The organism is Rhodococcus sp. LB1 (genome assembly GCF_001583455.1).
Lineage (GTDB): Bacteria > Actinomycetota > Actinomycetes > Mycobacteriales > Mycobacteriaceae > Rhodococcus_F > Rhodococcus_F opacus.
The window spans coordinates 1-24,403 of sequence record NZ_LTCZ01000357.1; the positions used below are offsets into that span (position 1 = coordinate 1).

General features: G+C 65.3%; 23 protein-coding genes and 3 pseudogenes. 19 read left to right on the plus strand and 7 right to left on the minus strand.

Going from position 1 to position 24,403, the window contains the following annotated elements; genetic code table 11:
- Positions 1 to 52 precede the first annotated feature (52 nt).
- Positions 53 to 1,210 (minus strand): XdhC family protein, encoded by a 1,158-nt coding sequence (locus AZG88_RS35440; RefSeq protein ID WP_061700417.1) that lies wholly within the window; start codon positions 1,208 to 1,210, stop codon positions 53 to 55.
- Positions 1,211 to 1,324: 114 nt separating this feature from the next.
- Here AZG88_RS35440 and AZG88_RS35445 point away from each other — a divergent pair, with 114 nt between their 5' ends.
- Entirely contained in the window at positions 1,325 to 1,981 is a 657-nt protein-coding gene (locus AZG88_RS35445; RefSeq protein WP_061700418.1) for a TetR/AcrR family transcriptional regulator, read from the plus strand.
- A 40-nt stretch (positions 1,982 to 2,021) separates the two neighbouring features.
- On the opposite strand, the gene AZG88_RS35450 is transcribed toward AZG88_RS35445, so the two are convergent.
- The 3 genes from AZG88_RS35450 to AZG88_RS35460 all read right to left on the minus strand — a co-directional run bounded on the left by AZG88_RS35450 (position 2,022) and on the right by AZG88_RS35460 (position 6,282).
- A complete protein-coding gene (locus AZG88_RS35450; RefSeq protein ID WP_061700430.1) occupies positions 2,022 to 3,500 on the minus strand; it encodes an NAD-dependent succinate-semialdehyde dehydrogenase in 1,479 nt (492 codons plus the stop codon).
- 8 nt (positions 3,501 to 3,508) lie between these two features.
- Entirely contained in the window at positions 3,509 to 4,621 is a 1,113-nt protein-coding gene (locus AZG88_RS35455) for an alcohol dehydrogenase catalytic domain-containing protein (protein WP_061700419.1), read from the minus strand.
- Between the two features lie 80 nt (positions 4,622 to 4,701).
- Positions 4,702 to 6,282 carry a class I adenylate-forming enzyme family protein gene (locus tag AZG88_RS35460; RefSeq protein WP_061700420.1) on the minus strand — a complete coding sequence of 527 codons (1,581 nt, stop codon included), beginning with the start codon at positions 6,280 to 6,282 and terminating at the stop codon, positions 4,702 to 4,704.
- A 274-nt stretch (positions 6,283 to 6,556) separates the two neighbouring features.
- On the opposite strand from AZG88_RS35460, the gene AZG88_RS35465 reads away from it, so the two are divergent.
- Both AZG88_RS35465 and AZG88_RS35470 read left to right on the plus strand, forming a co-directional pair.
- On the plus strand, positions 6,557 to 6,928 hold the full coding sequence (locus tag AZG88_RS35465) for a DUF485 domain-containing protein (RefSeq protein WP_061700421.1): 372 nt from the start codon (positions 6,557 to 6,559) through the stop codon (positions 6,926 to 6,928).
- Positions 6,925 to 8,472 carry a solute symporter family protein gene (locus AZG88_RS35470; RefSeq protein ID WP_061700422.1) on the plus strand — a complete coding sequence of 516 codons (1,548 nt, stop codon included), beginning with the start codon at positions 6,925 to 6,927 and terminating at the stop codon, positions 8,470 to 8,472. Before AZG88_RS35465 ends, AZG88_RS35470 begins: the two co-directional genes overlap by 4 nt.
- Positions 8,473 to 8,538: 66 nt before the next feature.
- On the opposite strand, the gene AZG88_RS35475 is transcribed toward AZG88_RS35470, so the two are convergent.
- Positions 8,539 to 8,997: an acyl-CoA thioesterase gene (locus tag AZG88_RS35475; protein ID WP_061700431.1), complete on the minus strand. Its 459-nt coding sequence runs from the start codon at positions 8,995 to 8,997 to the stop codon at positions 8,539 to 8,541.
- Between the two features lie 209 nt (positions 8,998 to 9,206).
- Here AZG88_RS35475 and AZG88_RS35480 point away from each other — a divergent pair, with 209 nt between their 5' ends.
- From AZG88_RS35480 to AZG88_RS50900, 13 genes and pseudogenes are all read left to right on the plus strand, one after another.
- Positions 9,207 to 10,001 carry an SRPBCC family protein gene (locus tag AZG88_RS35480; RefSeq protein ID WP_061045242.1) on the plus strand — a complete coding sequence of 265 codons (795 nt, stop codon included), beginning with the start codon at positions 9,207 to 9,209 and terminating at the stop codon, positions 9,999 to 10,001.
- The gene (locus AZG88_RS35485; protein WP_061700423.1) at positions 9,998 to 10,804 is read left to right on the plus strand and encodes an MBL fold metallo-hydrolase; all 807 of its coding nucleotides are present in this window, start codon (positions 9,998 to 10,000) and stop codon (positions 10,802 to 10,804) included. The genes AZG88_RS35480 and AZG88_RS35485 overlap by 4 nt, the downstream gene beginning before the upstream one ends.
- A 3-nt stretch (positions 10,805 to 10,807) precedes the next feature.
- Entirely contained in the window at positions 10,808 to 11,575 is a 768-nt protein-coding gene (locus AZG88_RS35490) for an SDR family NAD(P)-dependent oxidoreductase (protein ID WP_061045244.1), read from the plus strand.
- The gene (locus tag AZG88_RS35495) at positions 11,572 to 13,917 is read left to right on the plus strand and encodes a xanthine dehydrogenase family protein molybdopterin-binding subunit (RefSeq protein ID WP_061045245.1); all 2,346 of its coding nucleotides are present in this window, start codon (positions 11,572 to 11,574) and stop codon (positions 13,915 to 13,917) included. The genes AZG88_RS35490 and AZG88_RS35495 overlap by 4 nt, the downstream gene beginning before the upstream one ends.
- Complete coding sequence (locus AZG88_RS35500) at positions 13,914 to 14,642, plus strand: enoyl-CoA hydratase (protein ID WP_061700424.1); 729 nt, start codon at positions 13,914 to 13,916, stop codon at positions 14,640 to 14,642. Before AZG88_RS35495 ends, AZG88_RS35500 begins: the two co-directional genes overlap by 4 nt.
- Positions 14,643 to 14,652: 10 nt before the next feature.
- Complete coding sequence (locus tag AZG88_RS35505) at positions 14,653 to 15,492, plus strand: FAD binding domain-containing protein (RefSeq protein WP_061700425.1); 840 nt, start codon at positions 14,653 to 14,655, stop codon at positions 15,490 to 15,492.
- Positions 15,492 to 16,076, plus strand: a complete 585-nt coding sequence (locus AZG88_RS35510; protein WP_082764866.1) for a (2Fe-2S)-binding protein — start codon at positions 15,492 to 15,494, stop codon at positions 16,074 to 16,076. The genes AZG88_RS35505 and AZG88_RS35510 overlap by 1 nt, the downstream gene beginning before the upstream one ends.
- Before the next feature lie 14 nt (positions 16,077 to 16,090).
- Positions 16,091 to 16,534 (plus strand): molybdenum cofactor biosynthesis protein MoaE, encoded by a 444-nt coding sequence (locus tag AZG88_RS35515; protein WP_061700426.1) that lies wholly within the window; start codon positions 16,091 to 16,093, stop codon positions 16,532 to 16,534.
- Positions 16,531 to 17,586 carry a GTP 3',8-cyclase MoaA gene (gene moaA, locus AZG88_RS35520; RefSeq protein ID WP_061700427.1) on the plus strand — a complete coding sequence of 352 codons (1,056 nt, stop codon included), beginning with the start codon at positions 16,531 to 16,533 and terminating at the stop codon, positions 17,584 to 17,586. Before AZG88_RS35515 ends, moaA begins: the two co-directional genes overlap by 4 nt.
- Complete coding sequence (locus AZG88_RS35525) at positions 17,579 to 17,833, plus strand: MoaD/ThiS family protein (RefSeq protein WP_061045250.1); 255 nt, start codon at positions 17,579 to 17,581, stop codon at positions 17,831 to 17,833. The genes moaA and AZG88_RS35525 overlap by 8 nt, the downstream gene beginning before the upstream one ends.
- Positions 17,834 to 18,195: 362 nt before the next feature.
- Entirely contained in the window at positions 18,196 to 18,528 is a 333-nt protein-coding gene (locus AZG88_RS52165) for a hypothetical protein (RefSeq protein WP_156517695.1), read from the plus strand.
- A pseudogene (locus AZG88_RS55820) lies at positions 18,506 to 18,889 on the plus strand (hypothetical protein); the annotation flags it as partial. The gene AZG88_RS52165 and the pseudogene AZG88_RS55820, both read left to right, overlap by 23 nt.
- 1 nt (position 18,890) lies before the next feature.
- A pseudogene (locus tag AZG88_RS50900) lies at positions 18,891 to 19,007 on the plus strand (glutamate-cysteine ligase family protein); the annotation flags it as partial.
- A 53-nt stretch (positions 19,008 to 19,060) separates the two neighbouring features.
- Here AZG88_RS50900 and AZG88_RS35540 read toward each other — a convergent pair.
- Complete coding sequence (locus AZG88_RS35540) at positions 19,061 to 20,023, minus strand: DUF389 domain-containing protein (protein ID WP_061700433.1); 963 nt, start codon at positions 20,021 to 20,023, stop codon at positions 19,061 to 19,063.
- Positions 20,024 to 20,625: 602 nt separating this feature from the next.
- Here AZG88_RS35540 and AZG88_RS54555 point away from each other — a divergent pair.
- Positions 20,626 to 21,353 (plus strand): annotated as a pseudogene (locus AZG88_RS54555) (integrase); the annotation flags it as partial.
- Between the two features lie 61 nt (positions 21,354 to 21,414).
- Here the strand turns inward: AZG88_RS54555 and AZG88_RS35550 are convergent.
- A complete protein-coding gene (locus tag AZG88_RS35550; protein WP_082764867.1) occupies positions 21,415 to 21,747 on the minus strand; it encodes a serine/threonine-protein kinase in 333 nt (110 codons plus the stop codon).
- A gap of 392 nt (positions 21,748 to 22,139) precedes the next feature.
- On the opposite strand from AZG88_RS35550, the gene AZG88_RS35555 reads away from it, so the two are divergent.
- Together AZG88_RS35555 and AZG88_RS35560 are read left to right on the plus strand one after the other, a co-directional pair.
- Positions 22,140 to 23,684: an alpha/beta hydrolase gene (locus tag AZG88_RS35555; RefSeq protein ID WP_061700434.1), complete on the plus strand. Its 1,545-nt coding sequence runs from the start codon at positions 22,140 to 22,142 to the stop codon at positions 23,682 to 23,684.
- The coding region (locus AZG88_RS35560) for a serine hydrolase domain-containing protein (RefSeq protein WP_156517697.1) at positions 23,681 to 24,403 on the plus strand (723 nt) is incomplete at its 3' end. The genes AZG88_RS35555 and AZG88_RS35560, both read left to right, overlap by 4 nt.

Here is a 24,403-nt window from a genome sequence, read left to right on the forward strand (position 1 = left end):
CCACCCGCAAGGACTTGACCGGCATTCTTTCACGGGCTCTCCGATGACACCTTTACTCGGCCCTCACCGGGGACAAGGGTTGTTGAGCTCTCACACGTGGCGCGGCTGCTGGCATCGCTTCGCGGATGCGAGCATGGATTGGTGACTGACTCTCACGGAGCGGATTGCCCGTCCGGCCTTCGCGAGTGGCGATAATCTCCGCGGCAATGGAAATCGCGGTTTCCGCGGGCGTTCGGCCCCCGATGTCGAGTCCAATCGGCGCGTGCAATCGGCCGAGTTCGGTGTCACCGAGGCCGAGCCGTCGCAGGTCCCGTTCGCGGTTCAGACAGGTCCGGCGCGATCCCATCGCGCCCACATACCCCACCTCGAGTCGCAGCGCCCGCTCGAGTAGCGGCAGGTCGAACTTCTCGTCGTGCGTGAGGACGCACAGCGCCGACCTCCCATCAAGCTGCTGGGACTGCAGATATCGGTGGGGCCAGTCGATGACTATCTCGTCCGCCTCCGGGAACCGTGCGCGGGTGGCAAACACCGGCCGAGCGTCACAGAGTGTCACGAAGTAACCCATGAGCTTTCCCACTTGAATCACCGCGCGGGCGAAGTCGATCGCTCCGAACACGATCATGCGTGGAGGCGGTGCGAAGCTGCTCACGAAGAGGCGAACGGCCGACTGGCAGTGGTCCCCGGCGCTACATTCGGCGATACCGGTGGATCCGGCGTCCAGCATCCCGGCCATCCGGATCTCGATGGCGCGGTCGAGGTCGGTGTCGCCGGTGGATCCGTGGAGCACGTCACCTAAGAGCAGGTGCGTCGCGTTTGTGCTGTCGAGTGTGGTGGCGAGTGCGACGGGTGCCTGTGTGGCCACGGATTGTTGCACTTTGTCGAGCATCTGTGCGAGCGCGGGTGTCTGCGGGCTGATGAGGACCTCGATGGTGCCGCCGCATGTCAGTCCGACGGCGAAGGCGTCGTCGTCGGACACGCCGAACCGCTGGTAGGACGGCTGACCGGTCGAGATGACGTCGTGGGCGATGTCGACGACGGCTGCTTCGATACATCCGCCCGAAATGCTGCCGACCACAGCGCCGTGTTCGGAGACGGCCATCGCGGTGCCCGGGCCGAGTGGTGCGCTGCCGAATGTCTGGACCACGGTGGCGACCGCGTAGGTGATGTTCTCGTGGTTCCAGCTCACGAGTTGGTCGAGGATTTCACGCATGTGGCACCTTCTTTCGGTGGTCTGCTGAGGTAGGCTAATTAACATTCGTTACAATGAACGTTTGTCCTGAAGCGGCCGCGCACGCCCGGTTCGGCGGCTGAGAAGGTGGGGATCATGACTGACTACATCGACAAGCGTTCGGCGTCCGTTCCGTCCGTCACGCGGGCGGACGTATTCGATGCCGCATTGACGCTGTTCGCTGAACGTGGATATCACGGCACGTCGCTCAAGCAGGTGGCGGAGCGGCTCAACATTCGGACGCCGAGTCTGTACAACCACATGGAGTCGAAGAGTTCGCTGTTGAGTGAGATCGTCCTGGGCACCCTTGACCGCGTCGTCGCGGACTTCGACCGGGTGATCGTCGAGGTCGACGATCCGGTCGAGCGGCTGCGGGTCGCCACCGAGGTCTATGCGTTGCATCATGCCACCCATCCCCGGGAAGCGTTGGTGGTCAATCAGGATTCCGCGAGCCTCGATGAGCCGGAGCGCACCTCGGCGCAGCAGATTCGCCGGGACCATGAGCGTGCGTTCCGGCAGATCATCATCGACGGCGAGGAGGCGGGTGTCTTCGTCGTCGAGACGCCGAAGCTGGCGTCGTTCGCGATTCGGGAGATGTGTGTCAGTATCGCCCGCTGGTTTCACGAGGGTGGTGAGCTGACGGCGGAGGACGTGGCCCGGCAGTACAGCGAGTACGCCTTGAGCATGGTGGGCGCCAAACGGGCGTCGGGTAGTCGCCGAGGCCGGGCACGGAAGCCGGCCGCCGCGCGCTGACCGTTCGGTCGCGGCGACCGGCTTCCGATGTCGCACCTGGTCAGGCATAGGGGTCTGCGAGCCCGACGTACCGGATATCGAGGTATTCGTCGATTCCTTCGAAGCCGCCTTCGCGGCCGAGACCCGATTGCTTGACCCCACCGAACGGTGCGGCAGGGTTGGACACGACGCCGACGTTGATCCCCAGCATCCCGGTCTCGAGTTCCTCGCTCATGCGGAGGGTGCGCGCGGTATCGCGGGTGTAAACGTAGGCGACGAGTCCATATTCGGTGTCGTTGGCGACCTGGACGGCGTGCTCCTCGTCCCGGAAGGTCGTGATCGGGGCCACGGGCCCGAAGACCTCTTCGCGGAGGATGCGCGCATCGGTGGTGACGCCGGTCAGCACCGTCGGGGAGTAGAAGTAGCCGTCGCCCGGCACCGGCCGACCTCCGGTGACGATCGCGGCGCCGTGTGCGACGGCGTCCTGGACCAGGTCGTGAACCTTGGCCCGGGACTCCTCGTCGATCAGCGGGCCGAGCTGGGAATCCGCCTCGATACCGGGCCCGACGACCAGGCGTGCCATCTTGTCGGCGAGCTTGGTCGCGAACTCCTCCGCGACGGCCTCGTGCACGAGGAACCGATTCGCCGCCGTGCAGGCTTCCCCCATGTTGCGCAGCTTGGCGACCATGGCGCCGTCGACGGCTGCGTCGATGTCGGCATCGGCGAACACGAGGAAGGGCGCGTTGCCGCCGAGCTCCATGGAGGTCCGCAAAACTTGCTGCGCCGAATCCGCGAGCAGCCGCCGGCCGACTTCGGTCGATCCGGTGAACGAGAGCTTCCGCAGCCGGGGGTCGGTGATGAGCGGGCCGGTGACCGCTCCGGCGCGCGAGGTAGGAATGACGTTCAGCACCCCGGTGGGCAACCCGACCTCCTCGAACACCTGCGCCAACAACAGCGTGGTCAAGGGCGTCAGTGTGGCGGGTTTGACGACCATGGTGCAGCCGGCCGCGATCGCGGGGGCGATCTTGCGGGTCGCCATGGCCAGCGGGAAGTTCCACGGTGTGATGAACAGGCAGGGACCCACGGGCCGTTTGTGGACCAGCAGCCGGGTCTTGCCATCGGGTGCCGCAGCGTATCGGCCCGACACGCGGACAGCCTCCTCGGAGAACCACCTAAGGAACTCGGCGCCGTAGGTCACCTCGCCCAGCGCCTCCGCGAGCGGTTTGCCCATTTCCAGGGTCATCAGTAATGCAAAGTCGTCGGATCGGGCGATCACGGCGTCGAACGCTGCCCGCAGAAGTTCGGCACGCTCACGGGGAGCTGTTCGTGCCCAGTCTCTTTGGGCCGTTGCCGCGGCGTCGAGGGCGGCGGCTCCGTCGGCGATAGTGGCGTCGGCTACGACGGCGAGTTCCCGACCGGTCGCCGGATCGTGCACGGCGAAGGTGTTACCCGAGTCGGACGGGCGCCACCGCCCGCCGATGAACAGTCCGGTCGGGACCGACTCGAGTACCGCCTGCTGGGGTGTCTGAGTGCTCGTCAAGTGCTTCCTCACTTCTCATCGAAAATGATGACTTGCCGGATGGCGTTGCCGTCGGCGAGTTGGTCCATGGCGGCGTTGATGTCCGACAGCGCGATCCGGGACGAGATCAGCTTCTCGACCGGGAGTTTCCCGTCGCGCCACAGCTGCGCAAAGACCGGAATGTCGCGGGACGGTACCGCGGAGCCGAGGTAGCTGCCGATGACGGTCCGGGCACCGGCCACCAGAGCAAGCGGCGAGATCGAGGACCGAGCGTCCGGGGCCGGAAGCCCCACGGTGACGGTGGTGCCGCCGGGAGCGGTGGCCGCGACGGCGGTCTCGAAGGCGCGCGGATGCCCCGCAGCCTCGATGACAATCGGGGCCTGAATGTTCCGTTCCGCAACTTCTTGGGGGGTGTAGATTGCGGACGCACCCAACTTCGTTGCCTGGGTGAGCTTGTCAAGATTCGAGTCGACTCCGATCACAGCACCTTGACCGAGGGACAGCGCGGTAATCAGCGCTGCCATACCGACGCCGCCGAGCCCGACGACCATGACAGCTTGCCCCGGCGCCGGGCGGCCTGCGTTGATCACCGCACCGCCCCCGGTCAACACGGCACATCCGAGTACGGCGGCGATCTCGGGTGGAACGTCGTCCCCGACGGGAACGACCGAATGCTGGTCGACGACGGCGTGCGTGGCGAAACCCGAGACGCCGAGGTGGTGTTTGACGTCGGTGCCGTCGCGGTGCAGACGGATACCGCCGCCGAGGAGGGTGCCGGCAGTGTTCGCCGCGCTGCCTGGGGAGCAGGGCAGTTTGCCGTCGGTTCGGCATTCGGCGCAATTGTTGCAGCGAGGCAGGAAAGCCATGACTACCCGCTGACCGACCGCCAGATCCGACACGCCGTCGCCGAGCTGTTCGATCCGACCGGCCGCCTCGTGACCGAGCAGCATCGGGATCGGCCGCGACCGGTTGCCGTCGACGACCGACAGGTCGGAATGACAAATTCCCGCCGCCTCGATCCGGATGAGGACCTCACCGGGACCCGGCGGGTCGAGTTCGAGCTCGGCGATCGAAATGGGTGTCGACTCCGCGTACGGCCGGGGACGGCCGCTCGACTCGAGAACGGCTCCGCGAATCTTCATAGTGATATTTCCCTTCTTCGGCGTCTGACAGCACTGGCTGCGACCGCACCCCGGGCGCCGGGTGCGCGGGGGACGGCGAACTACGTAGTGGCGGCTGACTCGGGTCGGTGCAGCCGGTGTCGTTGAATCTTCCCCGAGCCGGTACGTGGAATTGCAGTCACCGCAATGAATTCCGCCGGCACTTTGAAGTAGGACAACGCCGCAGCGCAGCGGCTTCGCAGATCGTCCTCATCGATTCCGTTGTCGTCTGCGGCGACCACGAACGCGATGGGGACCTCGCCGAGCGCGTCGTGTGGCGCTGCGACGACGGCCGCGTCGGTCACGCCCTCGCATGCGATGAGGACGTCCTCGATCTCTGCGGGATAGATGTTCTCACCGCCGCGGATGATCAGCTCCTTGATTCGCCCGCTGATGCGGATGAACCCGTTCTCGTCCCGTCGGGCCAGATCCCCGGTCCGGTACCAACCATCGGTCAATACCTCCCTGGTTGCCTCAGACAGGTTGTGGTAGCCCCGCATCACGTTGGGGCCCTGGACCCATAGCTCCCCCTCATCGCCGGGAACGGCGTCCGTTCCGGTCCCGGGGTCGATCAGGCGAACGGTCACTCCGGGCAGCGGAAGACCGCACGAGCCGGGAATCCGGCCGCCGGCCGGCGAGTTCATCGTCACCATCGTGGAGGTTTCGGTGATGCCGTATCCATCCAGTAACGGCACGTCGGCGAATTCTTCGAACGCTTCGTTGAGCGCCGTTGCCATCAGGGCGCCGGCGGACACGCACAGGCGCAGTGAGGGCGCATCGAGGCGGGTGTCGGTAGCCGAGTCCATCAGGTACCGGAACATCGTCGGCACCCCGGGCAGGAACGTGACGCCGTCCTCGGCCAGAGCGTGCAGTACCTGGGTGGGGGAGAACTTCGGCAGGAGGTGCTCGGTGGCCCCGGTCGCGGCGACGCCCAGTACACACAGCACCAGGGCATACGAGTGGAACAGGGGAAGCGCGGAGAGCACCACGTCGGAACTGCTCAGGCCGGCGATCGGCACCCAGCACGCGCCCACCACCCACAGGCAGCTGCGCTGGGTGAGGTGCACCCCTTTCGGCCGGCCGGTGGTGCCCGAGGTGTAGAGCATCCAGCACCAGGCATCGAGATCAGTGGAATCGGGTGCGCTGCCGGAGGGGTGCGCCGCGATCAGGTCGTCATAGAAGACCACCTTCACCCGGCCCGAATATCCGACGTCGGTGGGTGCGCCGGTGACCACGACGAACTTCACGTGTGCGAGTTCCGCTCCGCCGTCTTCGATCAGCTCGAGGACGGTCGGCAGACGAGCCATGTCGGTGAGAACGGCGACGGCGCCCGAATCGCCCAGAATGTGCTCGAACTCGTGTCTCGTCCCGCCCGGATTGGCGCAGACGGTGACGATGTCGGCCCGGGGGGCGACCAGGTATCCCTCCGCCACTTCGACGCAGTTGTCCAGATACATCAGGAGCCGGTCGCCGGAGATCAGGCCGTGGTCGCGGAGGTGACCGGCAAGGCGCGCAGTCCGAGACTCGAGCTCGGCGTACGTCACCGCTTTGTTCGGGTCGCGGAAAGCGACCTGATCCGGCCGTTCGGCGGCGTGCTTGCCCAGTAGTTGGGGGATGGGCACGATCACGTCGGTGTGCAGCACAATACCTCCATGAGAAGACTAATGATTGTTAGTTAGTGTAGCCGTCCGGGTGTTGGCCGGGAAGGGGTCGGGGAGGGGTCGGGGAGGGTCTCGGTCGCACGAGCGGCCGGGCCTCTCTTCGGGACTTCCTGTTGCAACGCTGCTGCGGGCTGGCCGAATTGTCGCCAGCCTCCTGCCGGACGTCTTGACGTGAGCGCGATCACAACTACATACTAACGCATATTAGTTAGCTCATGTGACGACGCCACCTCGGCGGTCAGTTCGAGAGGAAATCATGGAAGTAGATCACTTCACGGTCGGGCGTACCCTCAACGCGCCCATCGACCCGGACATCCAAAAGGTCGCATCGTCAACCTATTTCGCGGAACTGATCGAACGCCGGTCCCGATTCGTCCGCCTGGCCCTCGCCGGCGCGAGCCTGTGGTTCGGTGCGTTCCTCATGCTGACTGCCTACGCCCACGACTTCATGGGACATCTCGTCGCGCCCGGCGTCACCGTCGCTTATCTGCTCGGTCTGTCGCAGTTTGCGCTGGTATGGATTGTCACCGCGGCGTACCTCCGTGCCTCGACACGCGTGTTCGTTCCCCTCGAAAAGCAAGCACTGGAAACGATCTCGGATCACTCGATGCCGGGAGGCTCCGCATGAACCTCACGCGATTGATCTTCTTCGCCGCAGTGCTCGCCATCACTGTCATCGTGACGTTCTGGGCTGCTCGTCGTACGAGCACCCAGTCGGACTTCTACGCTGCCGGGCGCAGCGTTACCGGGGTCCAGAACGGATTCGCGATCTCCGGGGACCTGATGTCGGCGGCCACCTTCCTCGGCTTCACCGGTTTGATCTTTCTCACCGGGTTCGACGGGTGGGTGCTGGCCACGGCCGCGATCTTCGCCTTCTTGCTGATTCTGCTGCTCTTCGCGGAAAAGATGCGCAATGCCGGCCAGTACACCATCGCCGACGTGCTCTCGTTCCGCTTCAGCAAGCGCCCCGTGCGGGCCGCCACCTCGCTGGCCACGCTGGTGGTGGTCGTCTTCTACCTCATCGCGCAACTCGTCGGTGCCGGCGTGCTGATCCGGGCTCTCACCGGGATGAACTTCACCCCCGCGGTGATCATCACGGGCATCGCGATGCTGTTCTATGTCGTCTTCGGGGGCATGCTCGCGACCACCTGGGTCCAGATCATCAAGGCCGCGCTGCTGCTGATCGTCGGCGGCGCCATGTGCATCGGTGTCCTGTGGAAGTTCAACTTCAACCCCCTGAGCATGTTCGAGGCAGCGGCCGACAACCATCCCAACGGCGATGCTTACCTTGCCCCGGGCGGATCGAGCGCGAACCCGCTCAACACCCTGTCCTCGGCGGTGGCCTACGCCATCGGCACGGCCGCTCTACCGCACATCCTGATCCGGTTCTTCACCGTTCCCGATGCACGCGCCGCGCGACGTTCGGTGGGATGGGCCGTCGGGATCATCGGTGTCTTCTTCGTGATGACCTCGATCATCGGGTACGGCGCTCGCGCAATTCTGCCCGCCGGATCGGAAAAAGCCACTGCGGGAGGGAATCTGACCGCTCCGCTACTCGCGCAGTACCTCGGTGGCGGCGAGGGCAGCTTCGGCGGTGACGTCTTCATCGCGTTGGTCAGTGCCGTCGCGTTCGCCACCATTCTCGCGGTGGTGGCGGGGTTGGTGTTGTCGGCATCGGGCGCGCTGTCTCACGACCTGTGGTTTAACGTCGTCAAGCGGCGGACTGCGACCGAACGCGAGGGTGCAGTGGTCGCCAGAATCGCCGCCGCCGGGGTCGGAGTAGTGGCGATTGCGTTGACTCTGCTGCTCGGATCGGGAATCAATGTCGCGCTGCTCGTCGGTTTGGCGTTGTCGATCGCGGCGAGCGCGAACTTCCCGGCGCTTGCGCTGAGTCTGGGTTGGAAACGTTTCAACACTCTCGGCGCGGTGACCGGAATCGGAGCAGGCCTGGTCACCTCCGTCGTCCTGATCATCCTCGGCCCTCAGGTGTGGCCGGGCGGCGCGGAGAATGCCCCCTTCCCGCTGACCTTCCCGGTGCTGGTGTCGATTCCTGTCGGATTCCTGGGCTGCTGGATCGGGACCATGATCGGCAAGCCCGACCCCCGGCAGGGCAATGCCTTCACCGAACTGCGGGTGCGCTCTCAGGTCGGGCTCGGCGCGGAAGAATCCTAGGTCAAGGTTTCGTGGCTGCGGCGATTGCCGTAGCCACGAAACCTTCCCGACCTGGGATCGCCGCGGTTATCCGGTGGCCGATTCGAACAGTCGCCGCAACTCGTCCGGGATCGGCACCGGGCGCCGGGTGTCACGGTCGACATAGACGTGCACCCACCGGCCCCGCGCGGCGACCGCCGCCGTCTCGGGCAGCCCGGCCGGAAAGAGTCCGAGGTCATAGGTGACGCTGGTGCGGCCCAGCCTGGCGACACGGATTCCCACCTCGAGGGCTTGCGGGAACTGCACCTGCTCGAAGTATCGGCATCCGGACTCGGCGACGACGCCCACGGATGGGGCGGCGACCGGGTCGAGTCCGGAGTGCTCGATGATCCAGCCGTTGATCGCTGCATCGAAGAGCTGGTAGTACACGGCATTGTTCAGGTGGCCGTACATGTCGTTGTCGGACCACCGTGTGGTGGCCGCGCGGCGCACCGTGAAGTCTGCCACGGTAGGACTTTCGCGTACATCGACCGCTTCAGCGCTCATCTTCATTTCTCCTGTCATTTCGGTCCCCGCGAGTTGCGGACGAGGGTGGGGGATGAATCAAAGTGTTTGCAACAAAGAATGATTGAACAGCAATCGTGCCTTCCTGGTTCGGTCGACGCAACGCCGGACGCGGGGTTCCGGTCAGGATTGACACGGTTCGACACGCTCCGTACTCTCAATACTAACGATTATTAGTTAGGATGGTTCTTGTGGAACTCACCAACACCTTCTCCGTGGACCTTCCCGTGGCCAAGACCTGGGATGCCCTCCTCGATCTCGGACGGGTGATCCCCTGCCTGCCCGGTGCTGCGGTCCTGAGCCTCGATGGCGACGAGTTCGAAGGCGCCGTCAAAATCAAGGTCGGCCCGGTCTCCGCCCAGTACAAGGGCGCCGGCCGTTTCGTCGAGAAGGACCCCGCCAACTACCGGGCCGTCATCGCGGCCGAGGGAAAGGATGTGGGTGGCCAAGGCGGCGCCAAGGCCACCATCACGGCCACCCTGTCGGAACAGGGCTCGGGCACCACCGTTCACGTGCTCACCGATCTTGCGCTCTCCGGGCGTGCGGCCAGTTTCGGGCGCGGTGTCATCGCCGACGTATCGAACAAGATTCTCGGGCAGTTCGCGAAGAACCTCGAGGCCGAAATTGTGGGTGGCGCAGCGAACGGCTCCACCGGCGCATCCCAGCGTCCCAAGACCATCGACGAGGTCGAACCGCTCGATGTCATGGGCAGCATGAGCGGCACCGTGATGAAGTACGCGTTGCCCGGCGCCGGTGTGCTGGCAGCGGTGATCGCGCTGATCGTGCTCCTCACCCGAAAGGGGCGTGGACCCGCACCGGCCGCCTTCTCACCGGCCGCGCTCGGTAGCGGTTACCCGTCGGCGGGTATCGGCCTGCCGTTGGCGATCAACCTCGTCTTTCCCACCGGCGCGCGTCCGGAGCGGCCGTTCGTCGATGCCGACCGGGTCTTCGCTCCCTACGCCGCCACCACCGAGGAGATCCGATGAAGATAGGTTCGCTGCTTCTGGAGTCCCTCGTCGACGGCGCCGGCCACGAGGACCCCCGTGAGGTCCTGTTCCGGCCGGAGATCCCAGGAGACCCCTGGGACGATCACACGGAACTGCTCACCGAGGACGGAAACCTCGAACTCTCCGTCGGCGGCTATCTGATCCGCACCGGTGATCGCAACATTCTCGTCGACGCCGGTGTCGGGACGATCGACAACGGCAAGTACCGCGGCGGACAATTCCTCGAAAGCCTGAAGTCCCACGGGCTGGATCCGGCCGACATCACCGATGTGGTCTTCACGCACCTGCACTTCGACCACGTCGGATGGGCCACCAAGAAGGGCGCCGTCGTCTTCGAGAACGCCACGTACCGCGTACACAAACTCGACTGGGAGCACTTCGTCGAAAGCCCCGGCGCCGAACCGGGCGCAGTGCGCAAGCTCAAGCCGCTCGAAAGCCGGCTCGAACTCTTCGCCGGTGACCAGACCCTCGCTCCCGGACTGGATGCCCGGCACACCCCCGGCCACACCCCGGGATCGACCACCTTCATCGTCTCCAGCGAGGGGCAGCGCGCCGCGCTGATCGGCGACCTCGCCCACACCCCAGTCGAACTCATCGAATCGCACTGGCACTTCGCCTTCGACTTCGACTCCGTCGCGGCCGCCACCGTCCGCGCCGATTTCGTCCGAGAATTCACCGACACCAACACCGACATCCTCGCCGCCCATTTCCCCGGCATGCAAGCCGGACGACTGACCACCACAGACGGTGCGACGCGCTGGGTCTACACCAAGGAGAACTGACATATGAACCTCGATCTGGCAGACAAGACCGTCCTCGTCACCGGAGCAGGCAAGGGCCTCGGCCGCGCGATCGGTATGGCCTATGCGGCCGAGGGTGCCAATGTGGCCTTCCACTACAACTCCTCGGCCCACGGCGCCGAGGAAGCCGCGAAGGAAGCCGCCGCACTCGGCGTCCGTGCCATCGCCGTGGGCGCCGACCTCGCGGACGGGGCCGCGGTGAAAGCGGCGGTCGACGCCGTCAAGTCCGAACTCGGACCGATCGACATCCTGATCAACAACTCCGCCGTCACCCAGAGCAAGCCGTTCCTGGAAACCACAGAGGAAGACTGGGCTCCCCAAGTCGAGATCACCGTAACCGGCACACTGCGCGTCACCCAGGCCGTGGCCCAGCAGATGGTCGACTGCAACGTCGAGGGCTCGATCGTCAACCTGATGGGCGACTCCGGCCGCGTGGGCGAATCCCGACTCCTCGTCACCGCAACCACCAGGGCGACCACGGTCGGGCTGACGAAGTCCCTGGCAAAGGAACTCGCACGCCACAAGATCCGCGCGAACGCCGTTTCGATCGCACTCGTGCAGACCGGCAGCCTCGACGCCCACACCGGCAACGCCGACGACGCCAAGATCAAGCGCATCCTCTCGGCATATCCGCTGCGCCGCTTCGGCACTCCCGACGACGTCACTCCGACGATCTTGCTGCTGTCCTCGCCGAAATCGTCCTGGACCACCGGCCAGATCGTGTCCGTCAATGGTGGGTACTCGATGCCATGACACACGATCACGCTGCAGCACCCGTCACCGGTGCGGTCGGCCGGTCAGTCCGCCGCAAGGAAGACGCCCGGCTGATCACCGGCCACGGCCGATACGTCTCCGACCTCGACCTGCCGCGGATGAGGCACGTGGCCTTCCTCCGCAGCCCCTACGGTCACGCCACCATCACCCACGTCGACGTCACCGCGGCGCAGGCCGTGCCGGGCGTGTACGGCGCGTTCGCCGGCGGAATGTCCGCATTTCGGTCGATCGCGCTGCGCGCGCAGTCCGCGCTCCCGTCCTACGTCGAGACCGCGCAACCGATCCTCGCGTGGCAGAAGGCCCGATTCGCCGGTGAGGCGGTGGCAGCGGTCGTCGCCGAAAGCCGCTACCTCGCGGAGGATGCGATCGAACGGATCGACATCGACTACGACCAGCTACCCGCCACGGTGGTGGCCTGGAAACCGCCCGTGGTGCCGGTCCACGTTGAGGCACCCGACAATGTCCTGCTCGAGCGGAAGTTCGATGCCGGGGACGTCGAGGCCGCGTTCGCGCGGTCGCATGTCGTCGTCGAACGCGAACTCACCACGAACCGGCATGCCGGAAACCCGATGGAATGCCGTGCGGGAGTGGCCTTGTGGGATCCGGTCGACGACAAGCTCACCTTCTGGTCGGGAACACAGATTCCGCATCTGGTGCGGAACATGCTCGCCGAACTGCTCGGCCTGGCCGAGTCCAACGTGCGTGTCATCGCCCCCGACGTCGGCGGCGGGTTCGGCACCAAGGCCGTGCTCTACCCGGAAGATCTGGCGTTATGCGTGATGGCCCGCGAAATGCGGGGATACCCGCTCAAGTGGGTAGAGGACCGGGCCGAGCATCTCCAGGCTGCCGCTCACGCCCGCGACCACCGGTACCTCGTCAAAGCTGGTTTCGCGGAGGACGGAACACTGCTCGCCCTCGACGCGGACGTCACCTGCAACGTCGGCGCCTACTCGGTGTATCCATGGACCGCGGGTATCGAACCGCTCATGGCCGGTGGTCTGCTGTCCGGACCGTACCGGCTCGACAACTACCGCTGTGTGACCCGCGGTGTCACCACCAACACCTCCTACGCGGGCCCGTACCGGGGTGTGGCCCGGCCCGCGACGGTGTTCGCGATGGAATGTTTGCTGACCGCGGCCGCCGACGAATTGGGCATGACCGACCTCGAGATCAGACGGAAGAACCTCGTCACCCCGGAGGAGATCCCGTACCGCATGCCGAGCCGCCTCGTCGACGACTCCGGCTGGTACGGGGCCTGTCTGGACAAATGCGTCAACGCGATCGGCTACGACGAATTCCTCGCCGAACAACAACGCCGGCGACAGACAGGTGAGAACCCGATCGGCATCGGATTCGCCTGCTACAACGAACTCACCGGCCTCGGCCGTGCCGCGGCGGCCGGCCCGCGGATGCCGTTTCGCACCGGCCACGACGCGTGCACCGTGCGCGTCGATCCCGACGGCAAGGTGACCGTGCTCAGCGGCGTCACCACGCAAGGGCAAGGCTCGGAGACCACCATCGCGCAGATCGTCGCCGACGCCGTCGGCGTCCCCTACGACGATGTCAACGTGCGGATCGGCGATACCAACGAATCCCTCTGGGGATTCGGCGCCTTCTCCTCACGTCAGGCGGTCATCGGCGGAGGCGCCGCCCACCGAACCGGGGAGGCAGTCAAAGCCAAGGTGCTCAAACTCGCCGCCGCCCTCCACGAAGTCGACGAGGCGGATCTCGACTGCAGGGACGGCGAAATCTGGGGCCCGGACGACACCAAACCCCTGGCCACCCTCGCCGAGCTGGCACGAATCGCTTACCTGGAGTCGAACAAACTCCCCGAAGGAATCGAACCTGGCCTGCAAGCTACCCGATTCTTCGACCCGATCCGCGGCGCCTTCGCCGCGGGCGCCCAGGCGGCCACCATCGAGATCGACCGCAAGACCGGCGACCTGACAATCCTCAAATGGGTCTGCACCGAGGACGCCGGCCGGGTGATCAACCCGATGGTCGTCGAGGGGCAGATCGTCGGGTCCATCGCGCAGGGCATCGGCGGCGCCATGTACGAACACCTCGTCTACGACGACGCCGGCAACCTGTCGACCGGCACCCTGATGGACTACCTGATGCCGACCAGCCACGAGGTACCGGAGATGATCATCGAGCACATCTCCGTGCCGGCGGACAACCCTCTCGGGGTCCGCGGCGTCGGCGAGGGCGGCACGCTCGGGCCCAACGCCGTGCTCGCCGGCGCTGTGCACAACGCGCTCGGGATTGAGATCCATCACCTACCGATCACACCGGCTACCCTGTGGGAGGCACTGCGATGATCACCCTCACCGAGCACGGCGACATCGCAGAGATCACCCTCGATCGCCACGATAAGCGCAACGCCCTCGACATCGCTCATCTGCACGATCTCACCGCGGCGGTCGGCGGGTGCGTCGCGGCGGGGCGGCGAGTCCTGCTCATCACCGGTGCCGGGAGCGCGTTCAGCGCCGGTGCGGACTTTAGCGGCGTCTACGGCGACGGCTTCCGCACCGCCCTCTACACCGCACTGCACGCGATCACCTCGGCTCCGATTCCCGTGATCGCTGCAGTCAACGGGCCCGCGATCGGCGCTGGCACACAACTGGCCATCGCGTGCGATCTGCGCATTGCTGCACCCGGCGCGAAGTTCGCGATCCCGACGGCCCGCAACGGACTGGCCGTCGACCCGTGGACGATCCGCCGGCTCGCGACACTGGCCGGGGGCGGCACTGCCCGCGCGGTGTTGCTCGCCTGCGACACCCTCGACGCAACCGCAGCCCTCGCCCGTGGTCTCGCGGACCGCATCGGCACCGTTGACGACGCACGGGCACTCGCGCAGCAGATCGCCTCCTATGCCCCACTCTCGCTGATGTATTCCAAGCGCGCGTTGCAGGCGCTGACCGAACCCGACACCTGGGACGACCGGCTCGATACGGAGTTCGATCAGTGCTGGGCGAGCGCGGACTTCGCCGAGAGCCAACTCGCCCGAGCCGAGAACCGTCTGCCGAAATTCGTGGGAAAGTGAGGATGCACCGATGAAGGCTGCACCATTCGACTACAGCCGTCCCCCCAGCATCGCCGAGGCAGTCAAGACCCTCGAATCCGCGGACGGCGACGGCAAGGTTATCGCCGGCGGACAGAGCCTCGTGCCGGTGCTGGCGATGCGCCTCGGGCGTCCGACGATCCTGGTCGACATCAACCGAGTGCCCGGACTCGACGCGATCGAGAAGATCGACGACACCACCGTGCGAGTAGGTGCACTGGTCCGTCACTCCATGCTGATCGAGCAGACCCACGTGCCCCTGCTGTCGGAGGCAGCGAAGTGGATCGGCCACAGCGCCATCCGCACCCGGGGAACCACCGGAGGCAGCATCGCCCACGCCGACCCCTCCGCGGAGCTCCCCGTCGTAGCGACTGCGTTGGGCGCGCTCGTACACGTCCACGGGCCCGGCGGTACCCGCACGGTACCTGCTGACGATCTCTTCGTCGGCCCCCTCGAGACCTGTCTGGACGAGAACGAGATCGTCACCGCAGTGGATTTCCCGATCCCGGATCGGGCCGGTTTCGCGGAATTCGCTCGCCGACACGGCGACTTCGGTCTCGTCACCGTCGCCGTAGCCGAGGTGGCCGGAACTGTGCGGATTTCGATCGGCGGTGTCGGCGCCATACCCATACGCCCTCACGCCGCCGAAGAAATTCTCGCGGACGGGCCGATGACCGACGAGAAGATCGCCGAAGCCGCACGCCTCGCTGCGACCGCAATCACGGCAGCGTCAGATCTTCACGCATCAGCCGACTACCGAGTCGCAATGACCGAGGAGTTCACACTCCGCGCACTGAACCAAGCGATAGGAAACAAGGCAGGAGTCCACTGATGCGAATCGAACTCACCGTCAACGGAGAACGCGCCACCATCGACATCGAGCCCCGCAAGACCCTCGCAGATGCACTGCGCGAAGATCTCGGGCTCACCGGCACCCACCTCGGATGCGAGCACGGCGTCTGCGGAGCCTGCACCATCCTGGTCGACGGCGGGCCCGTGCGAGCATGCCTGATGTTCGCCGTCCAAGCCGATGGATCGTCGATCACCACCGTCGAAGGGATGGCCGCCGACGACGGCACCCTGCACCCCTTGCAACGGGCCTTCTGCGACCGACACGGGTTGCAGTGCGGGTTCTGCACCCCCGGAATGCTCATGTCAGCACTCGACCTCCTACACCGGGAAGTCGAGCCCACCCGGGAGCGGATCCGCGAAGAAATGTCGGGCAACATCTGCCGATGCACCGGATACGTCGGAATCGTCGACGCCGTCGAAGAAGCGGCCGCCGAGATCAACCGCATCGGCACCGAGCCCGCCCACGAATGCCCTGTCCACGAGCACGAAAACTCCTCAACACAGCGCACCTCCGGGACCCAGGCGGAAGTCGCCTCCGGCCCAGAGCCCTCCTTCCCAGGATGACGAGGAGAAACGGCATGACCGAAGTACTCGCCCGCATCACCACGGAACCGATCGATCCCGTCGCGGTCAACGCCGCGGTCGCCGGCCCGGCGAACGGCGCCACGGTCCTGTTCTCCGGCGTCGTGCGAAACCTCGACAACGGCCAGATAGTTACCGGCCTCGAGTACCGATTTCACCCCGACGCCGCACGATTTCTACGCGACTGCTGCGAAGGTGTCGCACAGCAGTTCGGTCTCTCCGTCGCCGCGGTACACCGTGTCGGCACACTACGTGTGGGTGATCTTGCCTTGGTGACAGCCGTCGCCGCTCCGCACCGAGCCGACGCCTTCACCGTCTCCACGCTGCTAGTCGATCGGATCAAGGTCTGCGTACCGATCTGGAAACACCAAACCTTCGCCGATGGCACCATCGAGTGGGTCGGGGCACCGGCTACCAACCTCGAAGCGCCGGCCAAGTGACATCGGTCGGCCTGGGTTTCCCAACGATTCGCAGTCATCGTGCTCAATCCGGACGTCCACCGAACCCCGATCTGATCGACGAATTCGGCCGAGTCGCACGCGACCTCAGGGTTTCGATAACCGAGAAGTGTACGTTGCGATGCACCTACTGCATGCCCGAAGAGGGATTACCCCCGATCGAGTCGCATGCTTTGCTGACTGCATCGGAGATCGTTCGGCTCGTCGACATCGCGGTGCGCCACCTCGGGATACGAGAAGTGCGATTCACCGGCGGTGAACCACTCGTACGCCGCGATCTCGAGAAGATCATCGCGGGTTGCCGCAAATTGCATCCGAAACTTCCACTGGCGATGACAACGAACGCGATCGGACTCGACAGACGCGCAGAAGGCCTCGCCAACGCCGGACTCGATCGAGTGAACATCTCGCTAGACACTCTCGACCGCGATGTATTCGTCAAACTCACCCGACGGGACCGCCTGCCATCCGTCCTAGCCGGCATCCGGGCAGCCCGACTCCACGGCTTCACGCCAGTAAAAGTCAACGCGGTACTCAACGCCGACACCCTCGCCACAGCGGAGGAACTACTGCAGTGGTGCCTGAACGAGAACGTGCACCTACGCTTCATCGAGCAGATGCCGCTCGACGCGGACCGCACCTGGAACCGCACCAACGCGGTCACCGCGGAAGACCTCCTCAGTGTCCTACGGCAGCGCTTCCGGTTGACCCCTCATGGCCGGATCGATCCCTCTGCCCCGGCGGAGGAGTGGGCTGTCGACGGCGGCCCAGCTCGGGTCGGCATCATCGCCTCGGTCACGCGCACATTCTGCGCAGACTGCGATCGCACGAGACTAACCGCGGAAGGCACGATTCGCCCCTGCCTGTTCAGTGACATCGAGACCGACCTGCGATCCGCCCTGCGTGCTGGTGCCAGCGACGAAGAACTCGCACAGTCCTGGCGTGATGCGATGTGGCGCAAACCGTTCGGACATGAAATCGGAAACGACGGATTCTCACCACCCGTGAGAAGTATGGGAGCGATCGGTGGCTGATAATCAAGTACTCATCCGTTATTTCGCCGCCGCTGCGGACATCATCGGGCGAGCCGAAGAAACGATCATTTTCACTGGTACACCATCACTCGGCGATCTGCACGAGCAACTTCTGCAGGAGTACGGCCAAAGAATCGCCCAACTACTGTCGGTATCGGCCTTTCTCGTCGGGGGAGAACTCACCCGCGATCCGACCCACCCGATTTCAGGGAACGTGGATGTACTGCCACCGTTCGCCGGCGGATAGCTCACATCTCGCGATAACTAAGATTGGCACGAAATCTGTGGCCAGCCGACATTGATGCGTTTGCCCTGCAAGAACGGCGGCACCGGAGTGCAATGCCGGGACCGGCACAAGGCGGGACAACACCTACGCGAGGACACGAAGTGGGATTGACGCGTCGTTCGACGTCGAGCGTGGTCAGGCGATAGGCAACGCGCAATCCGACCGATGCCCAGGGCTTCGAGGTCAGCATGCACGCTTACGTGCAAACATACGTGCAAATCCGCGAGTAATACCGCGTGCGTTCTTGCGCGTATCGCCTAGTATGAACTGCGGCGGGCCGGGAACACGCACGGCGGCCAAGCGGAGCGGGCAAAGGTGTGCGTATGGCGCAGGTCGGAAAACGTGGAGGCAACTCTTCGCGGCCGATCGAGGGAGGGCGAACTGCGCGGCCGCACAAAGATGCCCGCGTGCCGGGACGCGGTCCCGTCGTGACGGCTTCCACCGAGGCGTTGACGTCGAAGCTAGAACCCCGCAAGGGTCCGGTGAAGGTGCAGCTGAATACGTGGGTGTTGGCCTCGACTGAGGCCCGGTTGAAGTGGCTTGTGGCAAACCAAAAGTTCACGGTCACCAGCGTCGTGGACGTTGCCCTGCAGGAGTTGCTCGACCGCTACAACGTACCGTCGGCAGATCCCGATGGCCAGATCAGGGAGCAATAAGGTGAGCGGTGGACCCGAGCAGTTTGCCCTGTTCGAATTGTCCTCGTCGACTGCACCTCTCGCTCCACAATCACCTGAGCATCCCGGCGACGACAAAAGCGATGACCCGGGAGAACCTCTCGCTGAATCGGTGACTGTGGCATCGGCCGGGCCGGACGAGCCGGAGCCTGACGAGCCCACCGCTGACGACACGACAACACCACCCGCACCGGTGTGGGAGTCGCTGCCGGTCGGTGCCGAGGCGGACGAGCACGCGCTGATCGTGACCGCCGCGGGAACGTACACACCGTCCGGGCGGGAGTTGACCGGTCCGGTCGATTCGGTCGAGAAACTCGACAAACTGGTTCGCTGGGCTTCCTTGGGCGCTGACCGCGAATTCCCCGATCAGCGCCGGCCGCGACACCGGCTACGCCAGCTGGCGGCACATCCTGTGGTCGCGGTGGCCCAGCGCCGGACCGCCGCCCTTCTTCCGGTCCGCGGTGTGCCGGCGCGGGGTGGGAATTAGCAGGGGCCGCCGGGCGGAGTGGGTGGGTTAGAGCATGCGGTGTGGTCGGGTGAGTGCCTTGGCGCGGCGAACCGAGATCCGTGACCACACCGCCTGCTGCAGACTGAGTGTGGCCCATCCGGCCAGTGCCATCCCGGACAGGTTCAGCAGTAGCTGCAGGGTGCTGCCCCAGATCGCCGAGCCGACTCCGAACGCCGCCCCGAGCGCGATGTTTCCCGCGGCGGGGACGGTGGTGACCGAGATGAACACGCCGGTCAGTCCGCCGGCCTTGGCGGAGGTCAGGGAGAGCACGCCGGCAGCCGCGGCGACAACAGCCACGATGAACGACCATTTGTCGGGGGTGTAGATGAAGGCGGTGCCGGGCCGCGGCCCGATCACGTCGTGGAGGGTGATCCATCCCAGCGCCCGCCCCAGCAGTGCCAGGACGGTGGTGATGACGATCGCGACGGTGAAGCCGATCAGGAGGGTGCGGACGGCGACGGTCAACAGCACGAACCGCCGGCGCACCAGAGCGACGCCGAGGGCGGCGATCGCCCCGAACTCCGGGCCCAGGACCATCGCGCCGATGACCAGGATCTGCGAGTCGACGACGATGGCGATGCCGGCGATCACGGTGGCCAGTGTCATGAAACTCAGGTAGGTCCAGTTGAGTTCGGTTTCGTCGTAGGAGCGTTGGGCGACGTCGGCCCACACCACGCTGTCGGCGCTGCTGCCGGGGGTGGCCAGTTCGGCCTCGAAGCCGCTGCGGGAGAGCCAGGTGCGGACCGGTTCGATCTCGATGCTGCCCAGGCGGTGCAACCCGATGCCGCGGAGCCGGTCGATGACGTCGTTCGCGGCTTCTCGGGCGACGTCGGCGAGGATGACGTCGCCCGGTGGGCGGAGAGAGGCTCCTTTCATCCGGGCGAGCCCGCTCACGGCGGGATCGTGTTCGAGGATGTCGACCACGTCGTCGGTCAGTGTGGTCGGTGTCAGGATCCGCAGGTGCAACATGCACACAGTGTGCCGTGCCCGGGCGGAGCGGGCTGGTGCGTTCGCGCTGTACCCGTACCGATTCCGGGAAGAATCGGCCGGGTGCCGTCTCATTGGATGATGACCGGTCGACGCTGACTTGGTTCAGTTCGTCGTCAGTGTGTGAAGGGAAGCAAGTACGCGGGCCACAGCTAACCGAAACAGATCGAATGATCGGCGGTCATCGTGTGAGGTGGTATCGGGGAGGGAGGCGTGCTGGTGTGCGCTGGGTGTCGCGGGAGAGGGCGGCACGAGTGTGGTCATGCGCAGCCGGTCCTCGTCGCCGGTATGACCTGCCAATCGGGCGCCGCGACCTGGGCTGTCTGGACCGCTTGGAGCACGACGGTCGTGTCGTTGTCTGCGGGTCGGAATCCGGAGAGCCGGCGGTTCACCGATGTGGTCGGGGGGGTGCGGCTCGGTGGGCAGGGACAGGAGCACCGTCCTCGTCGTGGACAGGGCTCGCGCACTGTCCCTCGTGTGGTCGATCGGGTGCTGCATCTGATCGGTTTCCGGGAAGCGTATGCCGGGTTTGCCGTGACCGGGTGGGAATCGAGTCGAGGCAGCGGTGATGGACCCGGTTGCCGGTGGTCGACGCCGTCGACATCCTCACCGGGGTGGGGGAGAAGGCGTACTCACCGTCGACGTGAACCGGCGGGTGTCGGTGATTGGGCACTACCACCGCACCGCGAATCTGCGAAACCCGTGCACCGAGGCCCTGGTGGCCTCCACTCCGTCCGGGATTCGCCGCACCTACGCCACCAACTGCGACCGGCCCCGGAATCCCTGAGCGCCGTTGCCGACCTCGGACATCGTCACCATCGTCCGATCCGCCCGGCAGGCTGTTACCGGCTGGGCCGCCGCGGTCGACGAGCGCCGTGACACCGCCTTGTTGTTGATGGGATTCGCCGGAGCGTTCCGGCGCAGCTCGTCGCCTTGCACTGTGGGGACGTGACCGTGCACCGGCTGGATGGCGGCATGTGCGGTTGCGGCGGTCGAAGACCGACCAGGAAGGCACCGGCACGGTGCGGGCGTTGCCGTTCATCACCAGCCATCACAGCTGCCCGCCGTGCGCGTATGCGCGGTGGGCGCAGGTCGTCGCCGCATACGATACCGCCGGTCGACTGGGGGTGATCCGGTTGCTGCGCACCGCACCGCCGTTCGAACACCATGTGTCCGGGCGGCGTTGCCGCGCATGCGAGCCCGGGCACCGTTGTTCCGGGCGATCGCCAAGAACGGCAACCTCTCCGACACCGCGTTGTCCGGGGCGTCGGTGCATGCGTCGATCCGCCGCCGCGCCCAGGCCACCGGCTACACGAGCACGGGCATGCGCGAACGCGACACCGGTCCACGGTCAGTGACCCCACCACCGGGCTCTACGCGGAGGGCCATCTCGTCGACCGCGAAGCCGTGGTGTTGCTGAAGTTGTCGCAATTCCTCATCACCGAGTACGGCGAGCCCGAGCTGGCCGACTTCGGCATCGCGCCACTGAACAGGGTGGCACCGAGAGCGCCGTTTCGGCCGAGCAGGGCCACCGAGGATCCCTTGTTCGCGGGCTTGACGTCGCGATGCAGGATGCCGAGCCGGTGCGCCGACTCCACCGCACCGGCCATCTTCACCCCAAGACGTAGCGCATCGCTCAACGGAATGCGTGGACCGTCGCGGCCGAGTAGACCGCGTCGATGTTGGGGAGCCGCGTCAGATTCCACGTTGGTGGCCGTTCGAGCGAGGGAGCGTTTCGAGTGTCCTGTGAGAGGATCGCGAGCGGGACGCTGGGCGCGTGTATGGACAATCGACTGGACGGGCTGCCTTTCATCATGACCTCAGCGGGCGACTGGCCCGTCCCTGACGCCAATCGGGGAATCTATTGCACCGACTATCTCGTTTTGCGGCGGTGATCTCGCGCCGCCTATGGAATGCCTTCTCAACCGAGCTGGCCGACCGCACGATTCGATTCATCACCGAGCGTCTGCATAAGGATCGGCGGATTTCATCGGTTCTCAAACTTCCGGTATTGGGGGTGTGCCAGGATTTATCTGGGTAAATACTCGGGCCGAGCCCGAACACGAGGTTCGGGCGGTCGCCATTCAGGGTGGTCGACATGCGGTTTGTGAACCAGATAACGGCGATTGCGTTTGTCTCGATTCTCGTCAGCTCGGCGTGTAGCAACAATTCCGATCCGTCCAGTTCGCCACCGACGGCTGTGGCTCATCCGCCGGCGGAGTTTGTCGAGGGTCCGTGCGCGAAGACGCCGAATCCGGTCCCACTGCTGGAGAATGCTCGCTGCGGGGACTTGGTGGTACCGGTGAACCGCACCGAAGAAGACAGCGGAACCTTGCGCTTGGCAGTTGCGATCGTTCCGTCGCAAACGCGGCCGCCGACCAAGGCTCCGATCGTCTTTCTCATGGGCGGGCCCGGTCAGGATGGGGTCACGGATCCCCCGATCAACCCGGACGTCCCGCTGAACCGGGATCGCGATCTGATCCTGATGGGACAGCGCGGCAACGCGACGTCCAGCTCGCCGTTGCCCTGCCCGGAGATTTTCGAGTTCTTCGCCCAAAGGATCGGAATGGCGTGGAACGCTGAGTCCACACGCGATGCGTACGTAGAAGCGGTGAAGGAGTGCCACGACCGCCTGGCTCCCACCGTGGACCTCTCGGCGTTCAATTCGACCGAGAGCACCTATGACCTGATTGATTTACGCAAGGCACTCGGCCTCGAGAAGTGGAATGTGTTCTCCCACTCGTACGGTACCGACCTTGCGCTGATCTACATGCGTCAAGACGCCGACGCTATCGAGTCGATCGTGTTCGACGGAGTGACGCCTCCATCGGTTGGTGCCCTGGGGTGGACCTGGGCCAGCGCTCGCCAAGCATTCGACAACATGGTCAAGGCGTGCGAGGACCAGCCGGCATGCAAAGAGCGCTATCCCGACCTGGGGGCAACGTTCATCCGGCTGGTCAATGAGCTCGAGGCGAAGCCCATCACCACGACGGTCAACGTTGAGGGTGTAGGAGAGACGAAGGTTGTCGTCGACGGCGGAATGCTGCTGAACTGGTTTGTCCCCGTGGCTACCCATCTACCGAAAGAGTTCCCATCAACGGTCGATGAGCTCGCAAACGGGAATGCGCAGCCCATTGCGTCGCGTTGGGCCGAGGTTTGGGGGCATCCGGAGAGGGGCGTCCTCCATTGGGGTCTCACCCTGAGCATTTGGTGCCGTGAATGGATCCCGTTCGAGACCGTCGAGCAGTCAATGCAACAGGCGGAAAAGGAATTCCCTGAACTGCCGGAGTCCGTTCGGGCTCAAGCGCCGCAGCTGCCGTTCCTGCGCGACGCCTGCGAAGTGTGGGACGTGCCGAAGGCCCCTGACTCGATCCGAGACATCACCGTGAGTGACATCCCTTCGCTTGTGCTGTCGGGAACCTACGACGGGCAGACCGGAGCGGTGTGGGGCGACTACATCGCGAAGGATCTCTCGCAATCCATAGTCGCGGTAGTGCCCGGAGCTGCACACGGTGTGTATGCAGAGCCACCGTGCGGAGCCGAGATAATCGCGTCATTCTTCGACAATCCGGAAAAGCCGGACACATCCTGCACGGACACGACGCAACTGCCGGCATACGACATTCTCCCGCCACGCCGATGACGACCGAGGTGTTCGCCGTCGGTGGCCCTGAGTTGTCGCGCCGGGCGGTGCTTGGCGGGGCGGTCGCCGGATTGGCGGTGCTCGTACTGCCGGCATGCTCGTCGAAGGAGTCGACCACCACAGCTACGAGCGTCCCGGCGAACGCGAAGGAAGCGTTCAACGAGCTCGATGCCAAGATCGACAAGGCGATGAAGGACTACGCGATCCCCGGGGTTGCGGTTGGCGTCATTGCCGACGGTGAGGAGTACATCAAGGGGTATGGGGTCACCAATGTCGACCACCCGACACCGGTGGACGGCGACACCCTGTTCCGGATCGGCTCCACGACGAAGACGTTCACCGGAACGACCGTGATGCGCCTCGTCGACGAGGGCAAGGTCGATCTGGAGGCACCGATACGCCAGTATCTGCCCGATTTCGCGGTCGCCGATCCAGAAGCCAGCGCCACGGCGACGGTGCGACAACTGCTCAACCACACGTCGGGTTGGCTCGGTGACGATCTCCAGGACTTCGGTCGAGGCGACGACGCGATAACCAAGTTTGTGGCGTCGATGACCCGGCTCCCACAAAAGACCTCGCCGGGCACGGTCTTCGCCTACAACAATGCGGGGCTGGTCGTGGCGGGGCGGATTGTCGAGGTCGTGACTGGATCGGTCTACGAGGACGCCGTCCAGAAGATGCTGCTGGACCCGCTCGAGTTAAGCCTGGATGCACCGATC